The sequence below is a fragment of the Qipengyuania sp. CAU 1752 genome (genome assembly GCF_054482615.1).
In genome coordinates, this window is the sequence record NZ_JBTLRE010000001.1 from 1,856,920 (window position 1) to 1,876,861 (window position 19,942).

Sequence of the window (19,942 nt, forward strand, 5' to 3'; positions counted from 1 at the left end):
AAGCGCACCATCTACCAACTTTCTGCAGTCGCAGGGTACGCCGGAAGCGTCAGCCTGGCCTACGGACGACGAAATCCCACAGTTGTCTGCCACTTTTGCCGCGCATCATGCCACCTAGTCGCTCGCTCCAATATGCATCGTTGCCCCCCTCGCTGCGCCACCCCATCATCCGCCGGGTCAGTCGGTTGAGCGGATAATCCCGGGTAAACCCGATGGCCCCATGGACCTGATGTGCCAGGGCGCAGCCAGTTTTAATCGCTGCATTTGCCCGCAGCTTTGCGGCCGCTATCTCGAAAGAAGCCTCACCCGCACTGTCGAGTGCGAGCGCCGCGCCCTGCGCCGCACAATTGACCGCAGCCGCTTCGCAGGCGAGCGAAGCGATGCTCTGCTGCACCGCCTGAAACTTCGCCAAGGGGCGTCCAAATTGCTGCCTTTGGCTGCAATACTCGATGGCCAGCGCAAGCGCCGCGTCCAGCGCGCCAGCCGTTTGGCAAACCCGCAAGAAAGCAACGAACTCGAGAAGGTGCAGATCCTTGTCGATGGACTGCACGCCGAGTTTATCCCATTCGAGAAAATCGCGCGGTTCGCCTGCCGGGTTCGTAGCCTGCGATGCCTTGCCGGTCGCCAGCGAAGCACCGTCAACACCACCGACCAGCGCGGCCGTGGCGTAGCGTCCGAAGGGTACTCCCGCATCTTTATGGACAGCCAGAGACAATGTCCCTTTGGGCACTTCCATCCCGACATCGGCAAGCAGATATGTGGCGACAATATGCTCGCCAAGAGGTGCCTCGAGCGCATGGTAGCCCGCCAGCCGCATGATCGCCGCCAAATCCCCCCAATCCCCGCCGAAACCGCCCTCACCCTCGCCCTCGCCCTCGGCGATCAACAACGAGCCAAATCCAGCCTCCTCCAGCCGAGGCCACGCATCGACGAAGGACAGACTGGCGAGCTCTGCAAACAGCGCGTCCGCCATCTCGGCAAGCTGTTGACGGTTCTCGCTCACCTCAGGCCGAGCCCCCGCGCAATGATCCCGCGAATGATTTCCCGCGTCCCGCCTCGCAACGAGAAGCTGGGCGAAGTTTGCAGCAGCAGCGACAGGATGCGCGACAGGGGGGCGTTGTCTGCAAGATCGAGGTCGAGCACGGCCTGCACGGCCAGCGGCAGTTCTTGTTCGTATGTGTTGCCGAGATCCTTGACGATCGAAGCTTCAATCGTCGGATCCTCGCCGCACGCCAACTTGGCCGCTACCGACATCGACATCTGCCGTAGGGTCCACAAATCCGCCACCAGACGCCCGACCAACGCTGTCATTTCGGCAGGAGCATCTTCGTCCAGCGTGTCGACAAGCGCAGCGAGAAGCGCGTGGCTGGACAAATATCTTTCCGGTCCGGACCGCTCGAGTGCCAGTTCTGCGGTCGCCTGTTTCCACCCCTCCCCCTCGGTTCCAACCAGCGCGGTGTCGGGAACACGAACGTCCTCGAAAAAGACCTCATTGAACTCGGCGGTTCCAAACATATCGGTGATCGGTCTTACGGTGACTCCAGGTGTGTCGAGATCGATCAGGAACTGGCTCAGTCCCTGCTGGCGTTCGCTACCCTTATCGGTGCGTACGAGCGCCAACATGACGTGGGCGTAGTGAGCACCCGAGGTCCACACCTTCTGCCCATTGATAACCCACCCATCCCCGCTCCGCCGTGCCGTTGTGCGTACCGATGCGAGGTCAGACCCGGCACCAGGTTCGGAAAGACCGATACAGGCGTAAAGTTCACCCGCAGCCATGCCCGGCAGATACTTCTCGCACTGCCTCTTCGTGCCGTAGCGCAGCAATAACGGGCCGGTCTGCCTGTCGGCGATCCAGTGTGCGCCCACCGGCGCCCCCGACGCCAACATTTCCTCAAGCGCTATGTAGCGCGTCAGCGGATTGCGTTCATGCCCTCCATAGCGCTTGGGCCACAGCATCCCGACAAGGCCAGCCCGCCCAAGAGCGCGGGAGCATTCGGGATCAGCAACCGACCAGCAGTTTCCAAGTTTCTCGGGCGGCAATCGCTCGACAAACGGGGCAACCACTTCGCGCACTTGCTGACGGAATTCGAACCCGGCGTCGGGCGGTGTTTCGAAGAGAAGGACACTGAATGTCTGCACCATCGACTGATGCGTAAAACTTCAGGGCAACGCAAGGGCTGGCCCCGCGCCGAACTGCTGCTACGAAAACTGAAAGCGGTAAGAAGGATGAATGGCAATGGGCGATTTTGTGAAGATTGAAAGGCAAGGCAAGGTTGCGGTGCTGGCATTGAACAGCCCCGAGACGCTCAATGCAATCGGCACCCAGGGCGATTGCGATGATGTCATTTCCGCGCTTCATGACATCGAGGAAGATGCCGGCGTTTCCTGCGCGATTCTGACCGGCACGGGAAAAGGGTTCTCGGCCGGTGGTAACATCAAGGCGATGAAGGACAAGACCGGCATCGGCCCGCGCGTAAAACCCGACGAAACGCGCAGCAACTATCGGCGCGGTGTCCAGCGGATGACCCGTGCATTTCTTGACTGCGAGGTTCCCCTGATCGCGGCAGTAAACGGCCATGCAGTTGGTCTGGGATGCGATCTTGCCTGTCTGTGCGACATTCGACTGGCCGCACAAAGCGCCAAGTTTTCGGCCAGCTTCATCAAGGTCGGCATCGTCCCGGGCGATGGCGGCGCATGGTCGCTGCAACGTGCCGTAGGCTATGCTCAGGCGGCTGAGATGTTCCTGACCGGCGACCGCTATTCCGCCGAAGATGCCAAGAGTTTCGGCCTGGTAAGTCGCGTCGTACCGGACGCGGAGCTACTCGACGCAGCGATGGAGATTGCCCAACGAATAGTAGCTAATCCGGCGCGATCGTTGCGCCTTACGAAGAGGTTGCTGCGCGAGGCTCAGCACAGCCGCATGTCGGATATCCTGGAACTTTCCGCAGCATTCCAGGCCCTCGCCCACACTACCGACGATCATGCCGAAGCCGTTGATGCCTTCCTTGAGAAGAGAACACCGGACTTCACCGGCGGCTAGACCGGCAAATCATATCTGATCGGTATCGGAGTTGTCGTCCCTGGCTGCTGGCGGCCGCCGTTGCGGAATCGCCAAGGCAAAGCGTGTCGTGTTATCTTCGGAAACAACAGACATTTCGCCGCCATGCGCCTGGGCAATTTCGTTGACGATGAACAGTCCGAGCCCCAGTCCATTGCCGGCTTGGTTGCCCCGCACGAACGGTTGGAACAGATTCTCGCGCGCGGCGACCGGGATAGGTTGCCCGGCATTGGTCACTGACAGGTGGAATTCATCATCTTCAACTGTCGCTACGACTTCAATCGCCCGGTCGCTTGAACCATGTTTCACCGAGTTCGAAAGCAGGTTGGATGCCAATTGGCCAATCCGGTCGGGGTCGCAGTCGACCAAGAGTTGATCGTCGATCCGTAGTTCGATCGCATAACCGTCAGACACGGCCTCAATTTCACGGACAATGTGTTTGATTACGGGGGCCAGATCCGCTGAACTGACATATTCAAGCGTGATGCCGTCGCCAAGCCGTCCCCTCGCGAAATCGAGAACGTCATCGATGAGACCATGGGCGCGATCAAGGCTCGCCTGCATCTCGTTCAAGACCATGGCCTTGTGATCATCCGCGGAGCCCATCCGGTCCAATATGCGAACGCCCGCCGCAATAGCTGCAAGTGGGTTGCGCAAATCATGACCCAATACGGCAATGAACTGGTCCCGCAGTTCCAGTTGACTGCGTTCGGACTTGGCTTCCTCTTCGGCCTTGACGCGAGCCTCGATTAAGGTCCGCTCGAACATGCGCCGGTCGGCCGCCTTAAAGACAGTCAGGCGAGTAAAAAGGTGTGCTTGATCTTCGGCACGGCGTTCCGCCGCGTTGGCAATCGCCGGTATGCTATTGCCCGAGGCGTCCTGCAGATCGAGCGCTATTTCGTACACTTCGCGTTGCAGGCGGAGCATCGGTGCCAAATGGGTTTCGAATGCGATTTTCCCACCGAAGCTCAGTATTTCGTGGATCGGACGGCCGATAAGCTCGTCCGGTGATCGGTCCAGCCAATCAGCCAGTGTTCGATTGATCTTCGCAATACGCGAATCCGGGTAGATCGACACGTATCCACACGGCGCATTGTCATAGAGATCGCCGAGATCTTCAGTCTGCGGCATCGAGGAAGGCACTGATTGCCCTTGTCACTTCTGCTGGGTGGCTGAGATTGGGGCAATGACCTGTCGCATCCAGCAAGCAATACTCGCTGTTCGGCAGATTGGCATGGACGTATTGCCCGACAGCCTCCGGAGCAATGATGTCCTGCTGGCATTGAAGCACAAGCGTTCGCGCAGGCACCTTGGCGAGATCATCGCGATTGTCGGAAAAGAACGTGACTCGGGCGAATTCGCGGGCGATTTCCGGGTCGGTTGCACAAAAGGATTGCGTCAGTTTATCTCCGACTTCCGGCCGATCGGGATTGCCCGCTATGGCCGGCCCCATTGCGGCTGACCATCCAAGGTGGTTTTCTTCGAGAAATGTCAGCAACTCTTCGATTTGCTCTTGCGCAAATCCGCCGACATAGTCCCCCTCATCGATGTAGCGCGGCGACGGGCCGACCATCACGACATCCGAGAACATCGCCGGCGCTTCAATGCTTGCGAGTGCGCAGATCATGGCGCTGACGGAGTGCCCGACCAGGATCGCATCTTCGAGATCGAGAGCACGGCCAATGTCCACGATATCGCTGGCGTATCCCCTTAGGTCCGAATATTTTTCAGAACTATAAGCAGACAGGTCTGATCCGCCCGAGCCGACATGATCAAACAGGACGGTGCGATAATCGCTCTCGAAATCGCGCGCGACTTCAGTCCACATGTGCTGGTCACAGCCGAAGCCATGCGCAAACATCATTGCACGTGAACCCTCGCCCCGCACCACTACATTGTTCCGAGCAAGCACCACGGCTCACCTCCCTGAAATCGAGGGAAGGCATTAGTCCACGAAAACGCGAAAGCCAACCTGACGCTCTCGACTAGTTACGGGTATCTCTACGTGTCTTTTCTTCGCCACCCTCATGGGCATCCCACTTGTCGGTAAATGGCCTGCTGGCCACCAGGGTCACGAGCACAATGGCAGTGACGAGCCCGGCCAGCCAAAGCTCGCCCATACCACAAGCGAGGCCGATCGCCCCTGCACTCCAAATCGCCGCAGCCGATCCAGCCCCCTGGATGAAATTACCTTCACGGAACATGGCACCTGCCCCTAAGAATCCGATACCGGTGATCACACCCTCGATTACCCGTGTCGGGTCAATCCGCGACTGCGGATCGGCTGTCGATTCCAGCATCTCGATTGAAGCGATGAGCAAGCCGCATGCGCCCACCGAAATGATGATAAAGGGGCGAAAATCGATCGGTTTGTTGTTGAGATATCGTTCCAGCCCGATCAGCAAGGGCAAGAACGTCGCCGCGCCGAGCCTCAATCCGGTTTCAAACCAGGTCAGAACGTCAGGCGTGAACGCGTTGCCGAGTGCCACGGCTAAATCTCCCTTTCTCTGGAAAAATGGAAAAGCAGGATTGAGGTTCCTGCGCCCCACTCTCTCACACATGAGTTTCCCCCCGCGATCGCGATGACACTTGGAAACAAACCGCGCCCTTGTTCGCTTTGGAAGCAAGGAGATTAAAGCGATGGCAGCGCGCGCATATTGGCAAGGGCAGATCAGGCTGGCGCTGGTCTCTATCCCGGTGGAGATCTATTCGGCGACCAAATCGGGCGCGAAGATCAGCTTCCGCCAAATCCATGAACCGAGCGGCAAGCGGATTTCATACGAGAAAGTCGTGCCCGGCATAGGGCCGATCGACCGCGATGACATCATCAAGGGCTACGAACTCTCGAAGGGCAATTACGTCCTGCTCGCGGACGAGGAAATCGAAGCAGTGAAGATCGAGAGCAAGAAGACCTTGGAGCTCGTCCAGTTCGTCGACACTTGCGAGATCGACCCGCTCTATTTCGAAAAACCGTATTACGTCGCCCCGGCCGACGATCTGGCAGAAGAAGCCTTCATCGTGCTGCGTGAAGCCTTGCGGAAGGCCAAGAAGGTCGGCTTGGGCCAGCTTTCCGTACGCGGACAGGAAAAGCTGGTCGCACTCAAACCTTGCGGCAAAGGGTTGCTGCTGGAAACGCTGCGCTATGCCGACGAGGTGCGGCAGGGCCAGGCTTTCTTCGACGATATTGGCAACGAAAAGCCGCAGAAAGAGCTGCTCGAATTGGCCACAACCCTGATTGACAAGAAAACCGCCCCCTTCGACGCCAGCGAATTCGAAGACCGCTATGCCGATGCGCTGAAGGCGTTGATCGACAAGAAAGCCAAGTCGAAAAGCAAGAAGGCGATCATCGAGGACGTCGACGAGCCTACTGATGGCTCGGGAAGCAATGTCATCGACCTTATGGCCGCTCTGAAGAACTCGGTGAAGGACGAGAAATCCGGTGCCAAGGGCAGCCGGAAAAAGAAACAGGCCTGATAAGTGGCGCGGACGAAATCAATTAAGGACCCGCTCGCCAGCTACAATCAGAAGCGTGACTTCAAAAAGACTCCTGAGCCGTCCGGCAAGGCTCGAAGCAGCGAGAAAGGTGATCTGTTCATTGTGCAAAAGCATGATGCGACCCGCCTGCATTGGGATTTGCGGATCGAAGTCGATGGCGTCCTCAAAAGCTGGGCAGTCACCAAGGGGCCCTCGCCCGACCCGGATATCAAGCGCCTTGCGGTGAGAACCGAAGACCATCCGATGTCCTATGCCGAGTTTGAAGGCACGATTCCCAAAGGCGAATATGGCGGCGGTTCGGTGATGCTGTGGGACCGCGGGAGATGGAGACCGATCGAAGGCAAGAGCGCCAAGGATCTCGCCAAAGGGCACCTCCATTTCATCCTCGATGGAGAGCGCATGAGAGGTGAATGGTTGCTCATTCGCCTCAAGAAGAAGCCCGGCGAGAAGCGCGAGAACTGGTTGCTGCGCAAGCTGCAGGACGAGTTTGCCGAGGAAGGGGACCAGCTGGTCGAGCACGAACTGACCAGCATTCTAACCGGGCGATCGATGGCTGAAATCGCCGCCGACAAGGAGGGGCAATTCAGCCTGGAGGGAAAGCGCCAGGATGCCTTTCTCCAACAGATGCGAAAAGCGTCGAGCCACAATCGCGGCAAGTCGATAAAGGGGAAAAACGCGAGCCGCGACACAAAGACGATGCCCCGGTTTCGCAAGCCTCAGTTGGCCACGCTCGTGGATGAGGTTCCTGCCGGAAATGGCTGGATGCATGAAATAAAATTCGACGGATACCGCGCCATGATAGCGGCGACCGGCAAAAAAGTGCAGGTTTTTACGCGCAGCGGCAAGGACTGGACCGACAAGTTTGCGCCGCTTGTCCAACACATCGCCGCGCTTGAACTCCCTGCCTGCCTCATCGATGGGGAAATTGTCGCGCACGATTCCCAGGGCAATCCAGACTTTTCCACTCTTCAAAAGGTTCTCAAGCGTGGACATGGATCGCAAACCAAAGCCGACGCCTTGGCATTTTATGCCTTCGACCTGATCGAACTGGCCGGTGAAGACCTTGCAGACCTGCCGAATATCGAACGGAAGGAGCGGCTCGAAGCCCTGCTGGGCTCTGCCAAACCACCGATCCACCTTGCCGACCATGTAATCGGCGCGGGCGAAAAGCTCTACCAGACGATGTGCAGTGCCGGGCAGGAAGGCATTATCTCGAAAAAAATGGATGCGCGCTATCGGTCCGCTCGCAGCCGCGCCTGGGTCAAGGTCAAATGCACGCGGCGGCAGGAGTTTGTCATCATTGGCTGGAAGAAAAGTGCCGCCAAGGGGCGCCCTTTCGCCTCGCTCCTACTGGCCCAGCACGAAGGCGAAGATCTGGTCTACAAGGGTAATGTCGGCACGGGCTTCAGTGCAGACGATCTTGATCACCTATCGGCAAAGATGAAGCGGCTGGAGCGCAAAACCCCGCCTGCGAAGGTGAAACAGCCTTCCACCCGGGGCGTGACCTGGCTGACCCCCAGTCTCGTTGCGGAAATCGCATTCAGCGAGTTTACCGCTGACGGCAATGTCCGACATGGCAGCTTTCTCGGCCTGCGCAGCGACAAGAAGTCTAGCGAAGTTCGGCCGGAAGAGGCCTCGTCCACACCGAGAGCCAAGGAACCTGTGAAGATTTCCAGCCGCGAACGGGTCATATTTCCCGATAGCGGGCAAACCAAGGGACAGTTGGCCGACTATTACGAGACAGTGGGCGGCGTCATGCTCCCATTTGCCGGCCACCGGCCGATCAGCCTGGTGCGTTGCCCGCAAGGACGGTCACGGAAATGCTTTTTCCAGAAGCACGACAGCGGGAGCTTTGGCCCGCATGTCCACCATGTGCCGATCAGGGAAAAAGACGGTGGGACAGAGGATTATCTCTATATTCAAGACACCCCCGGAATCCTCGCTTGCGTCCAGATGGGGACTATCGAGTTTCACGGCTGGGGAAGCCGTAGCGACGACGTGGAATTGCCCGACCGCATGATCTTCGATCTTGACCCCGACGAGGGGCTGGACTTTGCTGCGGTAAAATCGGCCGCAATGGACTTGCGCGACCGCCTCGCCGATCTCGGCCTGGTCAGCTTTGCCATGCTGTCGGGTGGCAAAGGCGTGCATGTCGTAGTGCCGCTTACACGCGGTCACGACTGGGACACCCACAAGGATTTTGCCCGCCGCTTTTCCGAAGCCCTCAGCCTGGCCGAACCTGAACGATTCACTGCGACCATGAGCAAGGCCAAGCGGAAGGGAAAAATCTTCATCGATTGGCTGCGTAACCAGCGCGGCAGTACCGCTGTCCTGCCCTATTCTGCCCGCGCGCGCAGCGGGGCGCCGGTAGCGGCCCCGATCGCATGGAACGAGTTGAAGACAATCGACGCGGCGTCCGTTTACTCGATCAACGATGTCACCAAGCTGCTGACACGTGCCAATTCAAAAATGCTCGCAGGATGGGGCTTTGCCGAGCAGGAATTGCCTGACCTTTGACGCGGACAAATGTGTCAATTTGACACTTCGCGCGCACACCTACTTTGCTGGCGTGGACAATGACAAGTTGCACGAATTTCAGCCGGGAGCATCGGTGCTCGGCGGACTCGGAAATCGCCGCCGCGAACGGGCAACTTGCGACCCGAAGCAACTATGTCGAATTGGGCTGGACCATTGAGATGCCCAATTCTTCTCTTTGTTCCGGGACGTCCTGTGCTTTCGAACCGTTCTCCAGCCAGTGGGCGTAGTCTTCCGGCAAATTGGCCATTGCCTCGTGGTAAAGCTGGAGATCTTCGGCATCCAGCACACCGACCCATCGCCCGTTCGTTCCTTTGTGAATGAAGGTATCCGCGCCGCCGTTGAACGCAAAGGATATGCCTTCACCCACCACTTTAGACGGGTTCTTCTTCACCTCTGCGAACGTGCATCGCTTCACTACGTCCGGCCATTTCTCGCCCGGAACCTCGATCCCGAGATACTCTGCGATCCCTCGCATCTCGCCATCAAGATCGGCGATCAGGTCGCTGAAGTGGACCAAGCGGACATTGTCGAGGTGGCGGTAATTCCAGAACGTTTGTGCGTAGCTGAGATGCGACCAGTAGGGATACCCACCCAGTTCCCAGTCGAACCAGTTGCGAGTAATCCAGTCGCGCCACATTGATTTGATATCGCCTGTGAAACGCGGAAATTCGTCGCCCACCCGACCGGGCGTGCCATTGGCAGCCATGTAGAAGTTTTCCGAGTGGTTGCCCCAATGGTTCAGCAACGACATGAAGACGTCACGCGGATCCCGGCTGACGCAGAGATACTTTGCCTCCGGGTAAAATGGTAGACCATCGAGCGGAGTATGGGTCTTGATATAGCGTCGATGCTCCTGCGCCTCTAACTGGCCTAGGATCAGTTCGAGCGGAAACAGCCGGAAATCGAGCCAGGGCGACAATTCCGAAGCGGGTCCGGGCATGTCGTCATCGGGGAACAGCAAGTTGCCGACGATCGTCTGCATCAAGGTCGTTCCCGCCTTGTAGGATGTGGCGATGATAATGTCGTCACTGCGCGGCGTGAACCAGTTCCAGCGCGTCGAATCGAGATGGTGGTTCTGGTAAACGTGGCGGCGTACAGGCAGTTCGCTCATGGCCTCTCCTTTTCAGAAATTGCAGCTCATGCGACCACGTCGGGCACCCACGCCGATCTTCGATCGTGCTTGCAGGACGCCCTGATCAAGAAGGTTATGCACTCTCGAACCGGATTGGCAACAGTGGCAGCGTTTCAGTGCCATGCCCTGAAATGGCGGCGGCAGAGCCGCTGGCAACAGATCGCTCGGAACTTTTTGCAAGCCAAGATCGCTTTTCCCGCGTAAGGGCGTTGGCAAACGCGGTTGGCCGGCAATCGCCTCCCGAACCCAACACCCCATTCCCAATGGCCTTCGTGGCCACATCACGCGCTGCGGCGCGCATTTTGCCCTGAGGCCATGACATGAAATTTACCGACCTGCCCGAAACTTTCCAGACCGCTCTCGCAGAGCGTGACTATGCCGAACCGACCGAAGTGCAGGCAGCCGTGCTCGAACCCGAAGCGCGTGGCCGCGACCTGGTCGTCTCGGCGCAAACGGGCTCTGGCAAAACGGTGGCGTTTGGCCTCGCGTTTGCGGACGAATTGCTGGACGAAAATGGCAAGGTACCGTTCGGCCTTGCCCCCGCAGCGCTGGTGATCGCCCCGACCCGAGAACTGGCGTTGCAGGTTAGCCGCGAACTGGCCTGGCTCTATGGCAAGGCCGGCGCACGGGTAGCCACTTGCGTAGGTGGCATGAACCCGTCTGCTGAACGCAAGGTGCTCAAATCGGGCGCCACCATAGTGGTGGGCACTCCGGGCCGCCTCCGCGATCACCTCGAACGCGGCGCACTCGATCTCTCGGGTCTCAAGGCCGTGGTGCTCGACGAGGCCGACGAGATGCTCGACATGGGCTTTCGCGAGGAGCTCGAGGAAATTCTCGATGCGACGCCTGATACGCGGCGGACGCTGCTATTCTCCGCTACCATGCCTCGACCGATCGAGGCGCTTGCCCGCCGCTATCAGAAAAACTCCCTGAGGATAGCGACCGTCAGCGCCAATCGCGGCCATGGCGACATTTCCTACCAAGCGATCGTGGTGTCGCCGCCGGAGATCGAGAACGTGGTCGTCAACCTGCTGCGTTATCACGAGGCGGAGACGGCGATCCTGTTCTGCGCCACGCGGGAAAAGGTGAGGCACTTGCACGCTACCTTGCAGGAACGCGGATTTGCCGCAGTCGCGCTGTCAGGCGAACACTCACAGTCGGAACGCAACCAGGCCTTGCAGGCCCTGCGCGACCGTCGTGCTCGCGTCTGTGTGGCGACCGATGTCGCTGCGCGCGGTATCGATCTGCCAACCCTGAGCCTTGTCGTCCACGTTGAAATCCCGCGGGATGCCGAGACCCTGCAGCACCGCTCCGGACGCACCGGCCGCGCCGGCAAGAAAGGCACGGCGATCCTGGTAGTGCCCTTCTCGCGCCGCCGCCGGGTCGAGGCGATGCTGCGCAATGCCAAGCTCGATGCCGAGTGGACCGAAGCGCCCGACCGGAAGGCAATCCGGGCCAAGGACCGCGAACGTCTCCTCGAGGCATTGCTGCAACCGGTCGAGATCGACGAGGGCGACCGAGAACTGGCGGACCGGCTATTGGCCGAGCGCACCCCGCAGCAGATTGCGGCGATGCTCGTGCAGGCGCACCGCTCCAAGTTTCCTGAGCCGGAGGATCTGATTGCCAATACGCCCGAGGCAAGGCGCGCCGCGCAACAGGAAAAGCATCGTCCCGGGTTCGAGGATACGGTCTGGTTCCGCATGGATATCGGTCGACGCCGCAATGCCGATCCGCGCTGGATCCTTCCGCTGCTGTGCCGCCGAGGACATATAACGCGCAACGAGATTGGTGCGATCCGGATCGGTCAGAACGAGACTTTTGTGCAGATTCCGCGCACCATCGCTGACAAGTTCTCCGATGCCGTCGCCCGCACGGCCGGAACCGACAGCGACGAGGAAAACATTCTGATCGAAGCCTCGCAAACGGGTCCTCGCGACGCCGCACGGGTTAACCGTAAGGGTCCCCCGGGCGGCCAACGGGACGGCAAGGCCAAACCGCACCGCAAAGGCTTCGGCGGCAAGCCCGCCAAGGCATTCAAGGGCGGGAAGCCGAACAAGGGTCCGAAACCGAACAGCCGGTAAGGGATAGGCCTCAGAACTGGGAACCACGACGAGACTGGCTGATTTGAGCGTGGATATGGGATGCCTGGGAAACATTTTCACGAGACACCGTTGCAATGATGAACGAAGGTATCTCACGAACCGAGGATCCAACCCGATGAATGATTCAGTATCCGAGCCAGCAGATTCCCCATTCGAGTTTGAAACAGCATGATACTTCCAGGCTTTCCTGATGCCGCCCCGCTTGCTGGCCTGGCTGGCGGTATTCTGATTGGTCTGGCAGCAGCCGTCATGCTGCTTGGTGCTGGACGCATTGCTGGTGTTTCGGGCATCGCTGCCCGAGCATTTGGGATTACTGATTCCGGGTTGCCGAAGGACAGTGCCTGGAGCTTCATTATTGGCCTTCCGCTGGGAACGTTGATCGTCGTCCTCGCAACCGGCGGAGTAGAAGCTGAGTTTACGGGCTTTCTTCCCATCCTTATTGCTGGTCTGATTGTCGGAATCGGCACGCGGATCGGCAGCGGCTGCACGAGTGGACACGGAGTGTGCGGCGTGAGCCGTTTCTCGCGGCGATCCTTGGTGGCGACCATGACCTTCATGGCAACGGGAATTGCGACTGTCGCCGTAATGAACGCAATTGGCTGGGAGGTAATGCAATGAGCCGGCTCGCGCCAATTGCCTTGGTTTCGGGCGTCCTTTTCGGCGCCGGGCTTGCGCTAGGTGGAATGACCAACCCCGCGCGCGTGCGTGGTTTCCTCGATATTTTCGGTGAGTGGGACCCCACGCTGGCCTTTGTCATGGGTGGCGCGGTGATCGTCATGGCAATTGCCTGGAGGATTCAGGCACGTTTGGCCGAACCGATCGTTGCCGGCGTGTTTGCATTACCGGACCGGACGGACCTGACCCCGTCGCTGATAGGTGGCGCGGCGCTGTTTGGCATCGGCTGGGGTATCGCTGGCCTGTGCCCGGGCCCGGGTTTCGCGGCACTCGTCATAGCCCCGGCCAAAGCGATCGCCTTCATCGCTGCATTACTTGTCGGCATGGTAATTGCCCGCTTGCTGGAAAAGCGCGACTAACCTGAAGGGGACAAGGCAGTACAATGGCCGTGCCATCCACCATTGCGCGTTATCTCCCGATCCTTGGATGGGCCGGCACGTATAATAAATCGGTTCTGACCAACGACCTCGTAGCGGCGGTCATCGTCACCATCATGCTGATCCCGCAAAGCCTGGCTTACGCCTTGCTGGCCGGTCTGCCGCCAGTGGTCGGATTATACGCTTCGATTCTCCCACTCGTGGCCTACGCGATATTCGGCACCAGCCGAACACTCGCGGTTGGGCCGGTTGCCGTATTGTCGTTGATGACCGCTTCGGCGGCCGGTGCAGTCGCGGCGACCGGCACCGCTGCTTATATGGAAGCGGCCATCACTCTGGCTGCGCTTTCCGGCATAATGCTGACCGTGCTCGGCCTCCTGCGCCTGGGCTTTCTCGCCAATCTGTTATCGCACCCGATCATCAGTGGCTTTATCACTGCGAGCGGTATCCTTATCGCCACGAGCCAGATCAAACATATCCTCGGCGTGTCGGCATCGGGTGACAACTGGCCAGAAATGCTCGGTTCCCTCGCCCATTCAGTCGGGGAAACAAACCTTTGGACGCTGGTCATTGGCATTCCGACAACGCTGTTCCTGTTCTGGGTGCGCACCGGGCTGAAGCCAGCGCTGACCAAGCTGGGACTGGGAAATCGCGCTGCCGATATCGTGGCCAAAGCCGGGCCGGTCATCGCAGTTGCGGTGACGATCCTTGTGGTCATCCTTTTCAATCTCGGTGAGAAAGGTGTCAATCTTGTCGGACCGATACCATCGGGCCTGCCGCCTTTCGCGGTGCCATCAACCAACTTGGACCTTATCGCACAGCTTTGGGTACCGGCGCTGCTCATCTCGATCATCGGTTTCGTAGAAAGCGTCTCGGTCGCGCAAACCTTGGCGGCCAAGAGGCGTCAACGCATCTATCCCGACCAGGAGCTGATCGGCCTTGGCGCCTCGAACATCGCCAGCGCATTTTCTGGCGGGTACCCGGTCACTGGCGGGTTCGCCCGCTCGGTTGTCAATTTCGATGCTGGCGCAGAAACACCGGCCGCAGGCGCCTATACCGCAGTGGGCATTGCCCTTGCCTCGCTGTTCCTCACGCCGTTGCTGTTCTCGCTCCCAATCGCGACGCTGGCTGCCACGATTATCGTTGCCGTCCTGAGCCTCGTTGATCTCAAGACACCGGGCCAATTGTGGCGCTATTCCAAGGCTGACTTCGCCGCCCATCTTGCAACCATTATCATCACGCTGCTGGCTGGCGTGGAAATGGGCGTGATTGCCGGCGTGGCGGTGGGTCTCCTGCTTTATCTCTGGCGAGCATCGAGGCCCCATGCGGCGATCGTCGGAAGGGTCCCCGAGACCGAGCATTTCCGGAATATCGAGCGGCACTCGGTCATCACCGTGCCGCATGTCCTCTCGATCCGCATTGACGAAAGCCTGACGTATCTCAATGCGCGCTGGCTGGAGGAGTATGTTCTCGAACAGGTCGCGGACCATCCCGATGTCCGCCACGTCATTCTCATGTGCAGTGCGGTGAACGAAATCGATGCATCGGGTCTGGAAAGCCTGGAGGCCATCAACCATCGGCTTATTGACGGTGGTTTGGGCCTGCACCTGTCAGAGGTGAAAGGACCAGTCATGGACCGACTGAACCGAACCGATTTCCTCGACGAGCTCAATGGCAAGGTATTCCTTTCCCAGAACCGAGCTTTTAAGGAGCTGGCTCTGGATGACGGTCAGGATAACCCCAACCTGCAAGATTCAACCACTTGGATAATCTAGGCTATAGACACCCTGCGCGGTGACCGGCCTTAGCTAATTGCTGGCTTGAAAAGCTCGAAGGTGATCACCCTCCAGGGAGAAATCTATGGGCGATGTAGATGGGCAGCGACGGCAAATGGTTCGAGACCAGATCGAGGCCCGCGGCATCTCGGAACAGAGTATCCTAATCGCGTTCCGAACTGTCCCGCGCGAATGTTTTGTTCCCGAGAATCTCGCCGAGATAGCCTATGAAGACCGGCCCCTGCCCATCGGCGAAGGCCAGACGATTTCGCAGCCTTACATCGTGGCGGCAATGATTGAGGCCGCGGCCATCAAGAACACGCACGTCGTTCTGGAAGTGGGCGCTGGCTCCGGTTTTGCTGCCGCTATTATGTCCCGGATCGCCGCTAAGGTGTTCGCCGTCGAACGGCACGAAATCCTGGCGCGCCAGGCGCGTCAACGGATTAAGACCCTAGGATACAGAAACTGCCACATCATCGTCGGCGACGGCATGAATGGACTGCCGCAAGAAGCTCCATTCGACGCGATCCTCGTCGCCGCGCGCAGTCAGGAAGTACCCCTGCCGCTCAAACAGCAGCTGAAGATCAACGGTCGCCTCATCATACCTCTGGGAGACGAAAACGCGCAGCAACTGGTCTGCATTACTCGCACAGGAGAGGACAGCTGGGAAAACCGTGAAATCTCCCCGGTCCGGTTCGTGCCCCTTTTGCCTGGTTCCGTGACCAAGGATTAATCCCAGTCTCAAATGAGATCGGAAATCCATGCAATCGCGATGGCCGCGGGCAGGAACAGGGCCTGCGCGAGCAGGGTTCCCAAAAGCCTGCTTGATGAGACCCATGCGATAGCTCTGCGAAACGACGCTTCCGGCAGTTTGCCGTCAACCACATCATCGGTCAGGATCGACAGATGGGGATCGATGAAAAGAAACAGCAATATGGTAGCGAACCCGTTCACGACTGCTGAAAGTTGCGACGCGGTGACCCGGTATTCCGGGTTTAGATATCCCGCATAGAGCGAGGCGAATACCCCGACCACCAATAGGCTTTGTGCGAGGCAATTCGCCAGCAAGATCCCCCAGGTCAACTCGTAGGGCTTGCCAGAGCCAATCGATGCCTTTTTGGGAATCGAGAGGGATAGCCGCAGCATTCGCAGGCCACCGGGAGAAAAGCCTCGCAGCAGGGTTCGTGCAAGCGACTGCCTCGGCTGAACCGCGGAGATTGCTGTCGCAAACACTCGCTGCGCGGTCGGCACAAGAACCAATCCGACCAACACACCGAGGAAGGCGGCGAAGAGCAGCCATCGGAAATCCGCGACAAGGTTGCCCGAGACGTCTCCGGACAGCCCGTTCTCGACGCGCTTGGCTACCAATGGTGCCAAGAAACCGTTGGAAAGGCGCGACACCAGAAGCAACACGTTGAACAACGCGAAGCTCATGGCGATTCTACCGGTGCGAACGCCCGCTATCCGCGCGGCATAGGCCAGGGCCCCGATCAGGTTGATGACGAACGCGAGGAAGAGAACCGACGCAAGGTTGAGGTCCATCAAGGATACCACCCGTTCTTATCTGTTCGTCCGACAGGACCGGGCATGATCAGAAGAACCATGCCTTTGTGATCGAGAAGATGCTGGTGGCCGTCAGGACAACCGCCACCATGAACAGCAACCAGCGAGCGTTGACGCGGCTGGTAAGCACAGCTCCGATCGGGGCAGCGATGACACCGCCGATAATCAAGCCAACCACAGCTTCGCTGAAGGCTGAAAAGCCAAGGGTGACGAGGAAGGTTATCGAAACGGCCAGGGTCAGAAGAAACTCTGCCGAGTTGACCGTTCCGATAGTCGTCCGCGGGTCTGCGCCTTGTACCAAGAGGTTTGAGGTCACGACCGGCCCCCAGCCCCCACCGCCAGCGCTGTCGAGAAACCCACCAACAAACGCCAGAGGTCTGGTGTAGCGAGGGTCCTTGAAACGCGGCCAGCGCCCGAAGAAGATCGCTTTGTAGAACAGGAAGATACCGATCGCGGCCAGATAGACCATTACAAATGGTTTGGCGGCCGAGGCATCTACACTGGACAGCACATAGGCGCCAAGAACGCCGGCTACCACACCAGCCGGGACCAGCCGCCAGAACAGGGGCCAGTTAACATTTTTGCGCCAAAGGTGACTGGCGCCCGATGTTCCGGTCGTGAACAGTTCGACAAGGTGCACACTTGCAGAGGCTGTGGCAGGCGGCAGACCCATGACGCTGACAAGCATGGTTTGCGTGATGACGCCGAACGCCATGCCAAGCGCACCATCAATAATCTGCGCTGCAAAACCGACCAGGATGAAGGGAAGCAAATCCGCCGCTAGCGGCGCAATCGTATCAAACATAGATATGCAACCTATGAAGGGGCATCAGACGTCGGTGGACGTATCTATGCCAGCCGGATCACGCCGGATAAGTCGCCAAATAGAACGTGATTGTGCGCCGCACAATATAGATTCGTCAGGCTGCCTCGCGCACCACAAAATGGTTGCCGACCGTTGATTTCAAGAGATGGGTTGGTCCGGTTGTGCGCGATTGGCGTAGACATGCCTCATCTGGATGGTTCTTGGCGAAAAAACTTGCCTCAAGATGGATTGTTTCCGTCCCCTCGCTCGTTCCGTGAACACTAGAGGCCGACCGGCCCTACCTGTTTATGGAGCCAGACCCTGATGCGCATTGCGAAATTCACCCTTCTCTTGTCTTGCCTGAGCATGCCCGCTTTGGCTCAGGAGGATCCTGCTGCATCTTCCGACAAGCGCGGATCGGACACTGAGATCACGTTCCTCGCCGGGGCCGACTATGCCACCGGCGAGGTCAATGACCAGGACTACGAAACCACATCGATCAGCGCCGGCGTTGCCGCATCAAACGGCCGCTTCTCGCTTTCGGCTTCAATCCCCTATGTCGTCACTTCGGCTCCCGAGGAACTTATCGTCGGCCAGGGCGGAATTCTTGCTACTCCCTTGTTCGCCTCGCCCACATCACAGACCACTACCGTCAAACGCGAAGGTATTGGCGATCTACAGGTGCAGGCGGGATATCAATTGCCGATCAGCGACGTTAACGCTGTCGTTTCCGGATCAGTAAAAGTGCCTACCGCCTCGCGTGAGGCAGGATTGGGCAGCGGCGAGTTCGATTATGGGATTTCAGGACAGCTTTCCAAACGCCTCGGATCCCTCGTGCCCTTCGTTCATGCTGGCTATACCGTCATCGGGGAGCCGCAAGGTTACGATGTTCGCAACACGCTGTCGGGCTCGGCGGGAAGCCATATCCTGGTCAGTAAAGCCAGTTCGGTCACTCTCAGCTACGTCTACGAGCAATCGGCGACGCAAGACCTCGGAGATCGCCAGAGCGTCGGGGTCAGTCTCAACACCGGCCTGTCGTCAAAGTTTCGCTTGGGCCTGGAGGGCAGCGCCGGGCTTTCCGACGACGCGCCGGATGCTCGGGTGGGCTTACGTATTGGCCTCGGATTCTGAGCGATACCGTGTGTTGGATGAGCAGTCATCCGATCTACGTACCGTCGCCTCAGGATGAACCTGCGCAAGCTCTATTCATGATTGCCGCAACGACACGGTTCCCGGAACGCGGAGTGTAAGCCCGGTCAAGTCTTTCTCGACGCGACAAAAAAACCCTGAGTGAACCAGCGATGCTGATCTACTCAGGGACGAGGCAAGGCACCAAGAAGATGCCTTCGGGTTGCTAGATTGTTTTACCGATAGCTCGCGAAGCTGTCATTGACCCAGGTCAATGACAGCCGCGCCGCAGCCGCTTATGGTGATCGAGCTTACGAAGGCGCGAAACTAATTTCGCGAAGCCAGCAGCTATCAGAGGCTCGCCATGCTAAGAATCACCAAGGCATCACGCAATCGGATCGATATCGAGTTCGACGGAAAACTTGATGCAGACGGCATGCGCGCTGGTCTGGATGAGCTTATTGAAAAAGCGGACGGTATCAGTAACGGCCAGATGCTTTATCGGATATCCGAGTTCTCCTTGCCCACCATCGGAGCCATCGGGGTCGAACTCACCCGCCTCCCCAAACTTTTCAGCCTGCTTGGCAAGTTCGATAAGTGCGCCGTGTTAAGCGATGCCAAGTGGATCAGGAATGCTGCCGAGATAGAAGGGGCAATGTTCCCCGGCATCCAGATAAAGGGTTTCGAGCGGGATCAGCAGGAAGCCGCGGAGCTATGGTTGCAGTCCTGAATCGCCAAACGCCTGAGAACTGCGCCCTATTTGGTAGCGGCGAAGTCGGGATCCGGGGCATTCATCGACAGCTGTTCTTTGATTGTGCACTGGCAGGAGCCATCTTAACCAGGCGCCGCCCATTGAGCCAGTCAGAGACCCCGCAATGCTCCATTTCGTTGAAAAAGGTACCGAAATCCTGATTGATCTCGCACGATGGTATGCGGTTCAGAAAAATTGGTTAGGTGGCGAGACTGGCGCATCGCAGGAACTCCTGCATGTGCATGCGGGTCTTTTGATCTTCATAGTCGCGGCGCTCGTGCTGCGCCGCAAGATGCGCTCCCCCGTGCCGCTCGTCATCGTCATTGCATTTGCCGCGTTGAATGAGGTCGTTGATTGGCTGTCCGGCGGACCGCCGGACTCGCTTGAACCGCTATGGGATTTTGCGAACACTGCGTTTTGGCCATTCCTCCTGTTCCTCATCGCGCGACGGTGGAGATAGGATCCACCGTAGCAACGAAGTCATGGAGCAGCCTGCAATGTGTTGGTGATACTAGCAAGCATCGCGGCCGGTGTTAGAAA

General features: G+C 58.7%; 19 protein-coding genes. 11 read left to right on the forward strand and 8 right to left on the reverse strand.

Annotation, left to right across the window (positions count from 1 at the left end; all coding sequences use genetic code 11):
- Positions 1-49 precede the first annotated feature (49 nt).
- Together ACXYL9_RS09065 and ACXYL9_RS09070 are read right to left on the reverse strand one after the other, a co-directional pair.
- A complete protein-coding gene (locus tag ACXYL9_RS09065) occupies positions 50-1,003 on the reverse strand; it encodes an acyl-CoA dehydrogenase family protein (RefSeq protein WP_459039254.1) in 954 nt (317 codons plus the stop codon).
- Positions 1,000-2,145 carry an acyl-CoA dehydrogenase family protein gene (locus ACXYL9_RS09070; RefSeq protein ID WP_459039255.1) on the reverse strand — a complete coding sequence of 382 codons (1,146 nt, stop codon included), beginning with the start codon at positions 2,143-2,145 and terminating at the stop codon, positions 1,000-1,002. Before ACXYL9_RS09070 ends, ACXYL9_RS09065 begins: the two co-directional genes overlap by 4 nt.
- A 94-nt stretch (positions 2,146-2,239) precedes the next feature.
- Between ACXYL9_RS09070 and ACXYL9_RS09075 the strand changes: the two genes are divergently transcribed.
- A complete protein-coding gene (locus ACXYL9_RS09075) occupies positions 2,240-3,043 on the forward strand; it encodes a crotonase/enoyl-CoA hydratase family protein (RefSeq protein WP_459039256.1) in 804 nt (267 codons plus the stop codon).
- A 9-nt stretch (positions 3,044-3,052) separates the two neighbouring features.
- On the opposite strand, the gene ACXYL9_RS09080 is transcribed toward ACXYL9_RS09075, so the two are convergent.
- From ACXYL9_RS09080 to ACXYL9_RS09090, 3 genes are all read right to left on the reverse strand, one after another.
- Positions 3,053-4,192, reverse strand: a complete 1,140-nt coding sequence (locus ACXYL9_RS09080; RefSeq protein ID WP_459039257.1) for a PAS domain-containing sensor histidine kinase — start codon at positions 4,190-4,192, stop codon at positions 3,053-3,055.
- The gene (locus tag ACXYL9_RS09085) at positions 4,179-4,976 is read right to left on the reverse strand and encodes an alpha/beta fold hydrolase (protein ID WP_459039258.1); all 798 of its coding nucleotides are present in this window, start codon (positions 4,974-4,976) and stop codon (positions 4,179-4,181) included. The genes ACXYL9_RS09080 and ACXYL9_RS09085 overlap by 14 nt, the downstream gene beginning before the upstream one ends.
- Before the next feature lie 70 nt (positions 4,977-5,046).
- Entirely contained in the window at positions 5,047-5,550 is a 504-nt protein-coding gene (locus ACXYL9_RS09090; RefSeq protein WP_459039259.1) for an MgtC/SapB family protein, read from the reverse strand.
- A gap of 151 nt (positions 5,551-5,701) precedes the next feature.
- On the opposite strand from ACXYL9_RS09090, the gene ku reads away from it, so the two are divergent.
- Together ku and ligD are read left to right on the forward strand one after the other, a co-directional pair.
- Complete coding sequence (gene ku / locus ACXYL9_RS09095) at positions 5,702-6,535, forward strand: non-homologous end joining protein Ku (RefSeq protein ID WP_459039260.1); 834 nt, start codon at positions 5,702-5,704, stop codon at positions 6,533-6,535.
- 3 nt (positions 6,536-6,538) lie between these two features.
- The gene (gene ligD, locus ACXYL9_RS09100; RefSeq protein WP_459039261.1) at positions 6,539-9,073 is read left to right on the forward strand and encodes a DNA ligase D; all 2,535 of its coding nucleotides are present in this window, start codon (positions 6,539-6,541) and stop codon (positions 9,071-9,073) included.
- Positions 9,074-9,224: 151 nt separating this feature from the next.
- On the opposite strand, the gene ACXYL9_RS09105 is transcribed toward ligD, so the two are convergent.
- Complete coding sequence (locus tag ACXYL9_RS09105; protein WP_459039262.1) at positions 9,225-10,205, reverse strand: sulfotransferase domain-containing protein; 981 nt, start codon at positions 10,203-10,205, stop codon at positions 9,225-9,227.
- Between the two features lie 341 nt (positions 10,206-10,546).
- On the opposite strand from ACXYL9_RS09105, the gene ACXYL9_RS09110 reads away from it, so the two are divergent.
- The 5 genes from ACXYL9_RS09110 (at position 10,547) to ACXYL9_RS09130 (ending at position 15,888) form a co-directional block, all read left to right on the forward strand.
- Positions 10,547-12,307, forward strand: a complete 1,761-nt coding sequence (locus ACXYL9_RS09110) for a DEAD/DEAH box helicase (protein ID WP_459039263.1) — start codon at positions 10,547-10,549, stop codon at positions 12,305-12,307.
- 189 nt (positions 12,308-12,496) lie between these two features.
- Positions 12,497-12,946, forward strand: coding sequence for a YeeE/YedE family protein (locus tag ACXYL9_RS09115; protein ID WP_459039264.1), 450 nt, complete (start codon positions 12,497-12,499; stop codon positions 12,944-12,946).
- The gene (locus ACXYL9_RS09120) at positions 12,943-13,362 is read left to right on the forward strand and encodes a DUF6691 family protein (protein WP_459039265.1); all 420 of its coding nucleotides are present in this window, start codon (positions 12,943-12,945) and stop codon (positions 13,360-13,362) included. The genes ACXYL9_RS09115 and ACXYL9_RS09120 overlap by 4 nt, the downstream gene beginning before the upstream one ends.
- A gap of 23 nt (positions 13,363-13,385) precedes the next feature.
- Positions 13,386-15,155: a SulP family inorganic anion transporter gene (locus tag ACXYL9_RS09125; RefSeq protein WP_459039266.1), complete on the forward strand. Its 1,770-nt coding sequence runs from the start codon at positions 13,386-13,388 to the stop codon at positions 15,153-15,155.
- A gap of 85 nt (positions 15,156-15,240) precedes the next feature.
- Positions 15,241-15,888 carry a protein-L-isoaspartate(D-aspartate) O-methyltransferase gene (locus tag ACXYL9_RS09130; protein ID WP_459039267.1) on the forward strand — a complete coding sequence of 216 codons (648 nt, stop codon included), beginning with the start codon at positions 15,241-15,243 and terminating at the stop codon, positions 15,886-15,888.
- A gap of 8 nt (positions 15,889-15,896) precedes the next feature.
- Here the strand turns inward: ACXYL9_RS09130 and ACXYL9_RS09135 are convergent, their stop codons facing one another.
- Positions 15,897-16,697, reverse strand: coding sequence for a lipid II flippase Amj family protein (locus ACXYL9_RS09135; protein WP_459039268.1), 801 nt, complete (start codon positions 16,695-16,697; stop codon positions 15,897-15,899).
- Positions 16,698-16,746: 49 nt separating this feature from the next.
- Positions 16,747-17,523: a sulfite exporter TauE/SafE family protein gene (locus ACXYL9_RS09140; RefSeq protein WP_459039269.1), complete on the reverse strand. Its 777-nt coding sequence runs from the start codon at positions 17,521-17,523 to the stop codon at positions 16,747-16,749.
- A 366-nt stretch (positions 17,524-17,889) separates the two neighbouring features.
- Here ACXYL9_RS09140 and ACXYL9_RS09145 point away from each other — a divergent pair, with 366 nt between their 5' ends.
- The 3 genes from ACXYL9_RS09145 to ACXYL9_RS09155 all read left to right on the forward strand — a co-directional run bounded on the left by ACXYL9_RS09145 (position 17,890) and on the right by ACXYL9_RS09155 (position 19,862).
- Positions 17,890-18,654 carry a transporter gene (locus ACXYL9_RS09145; protein ID WP_459039270.1) on the forward strand — a complete coding sequence of 255 codons (765 nt, stop codon included), beginning with the start codon at positions 17,890-17,892 and terminating at the stop codon, positions 18,652-18,654.
- Between the two features lie 361 nt (positions 18,655-19,015).
- Positions 19,016-19,381, forward strand: coding sequence for a SpoIIAA family protein (locus ACXYL9_RS09150; protein WP_459039271.1), 366 nt, complete (start codon positions 19,016-19,018; stop codon positions 19,379-19,381).
- A 145-nt stretch (positions 19,382-19,526) separates the two neighbouring features.
- Positions 19,527-19,862: a hypothetical protein gene (locus ACXYL9_RS09155; protein WP_459039272.1), complete on the forward strand. Its 336-nt coding sequence runs from the start codon at positions 19,527-19,529 to the stop codon at positions 19,860-19,862.
- Positions 19,863-19,942 lie beyond the last annotated feature (80 nt).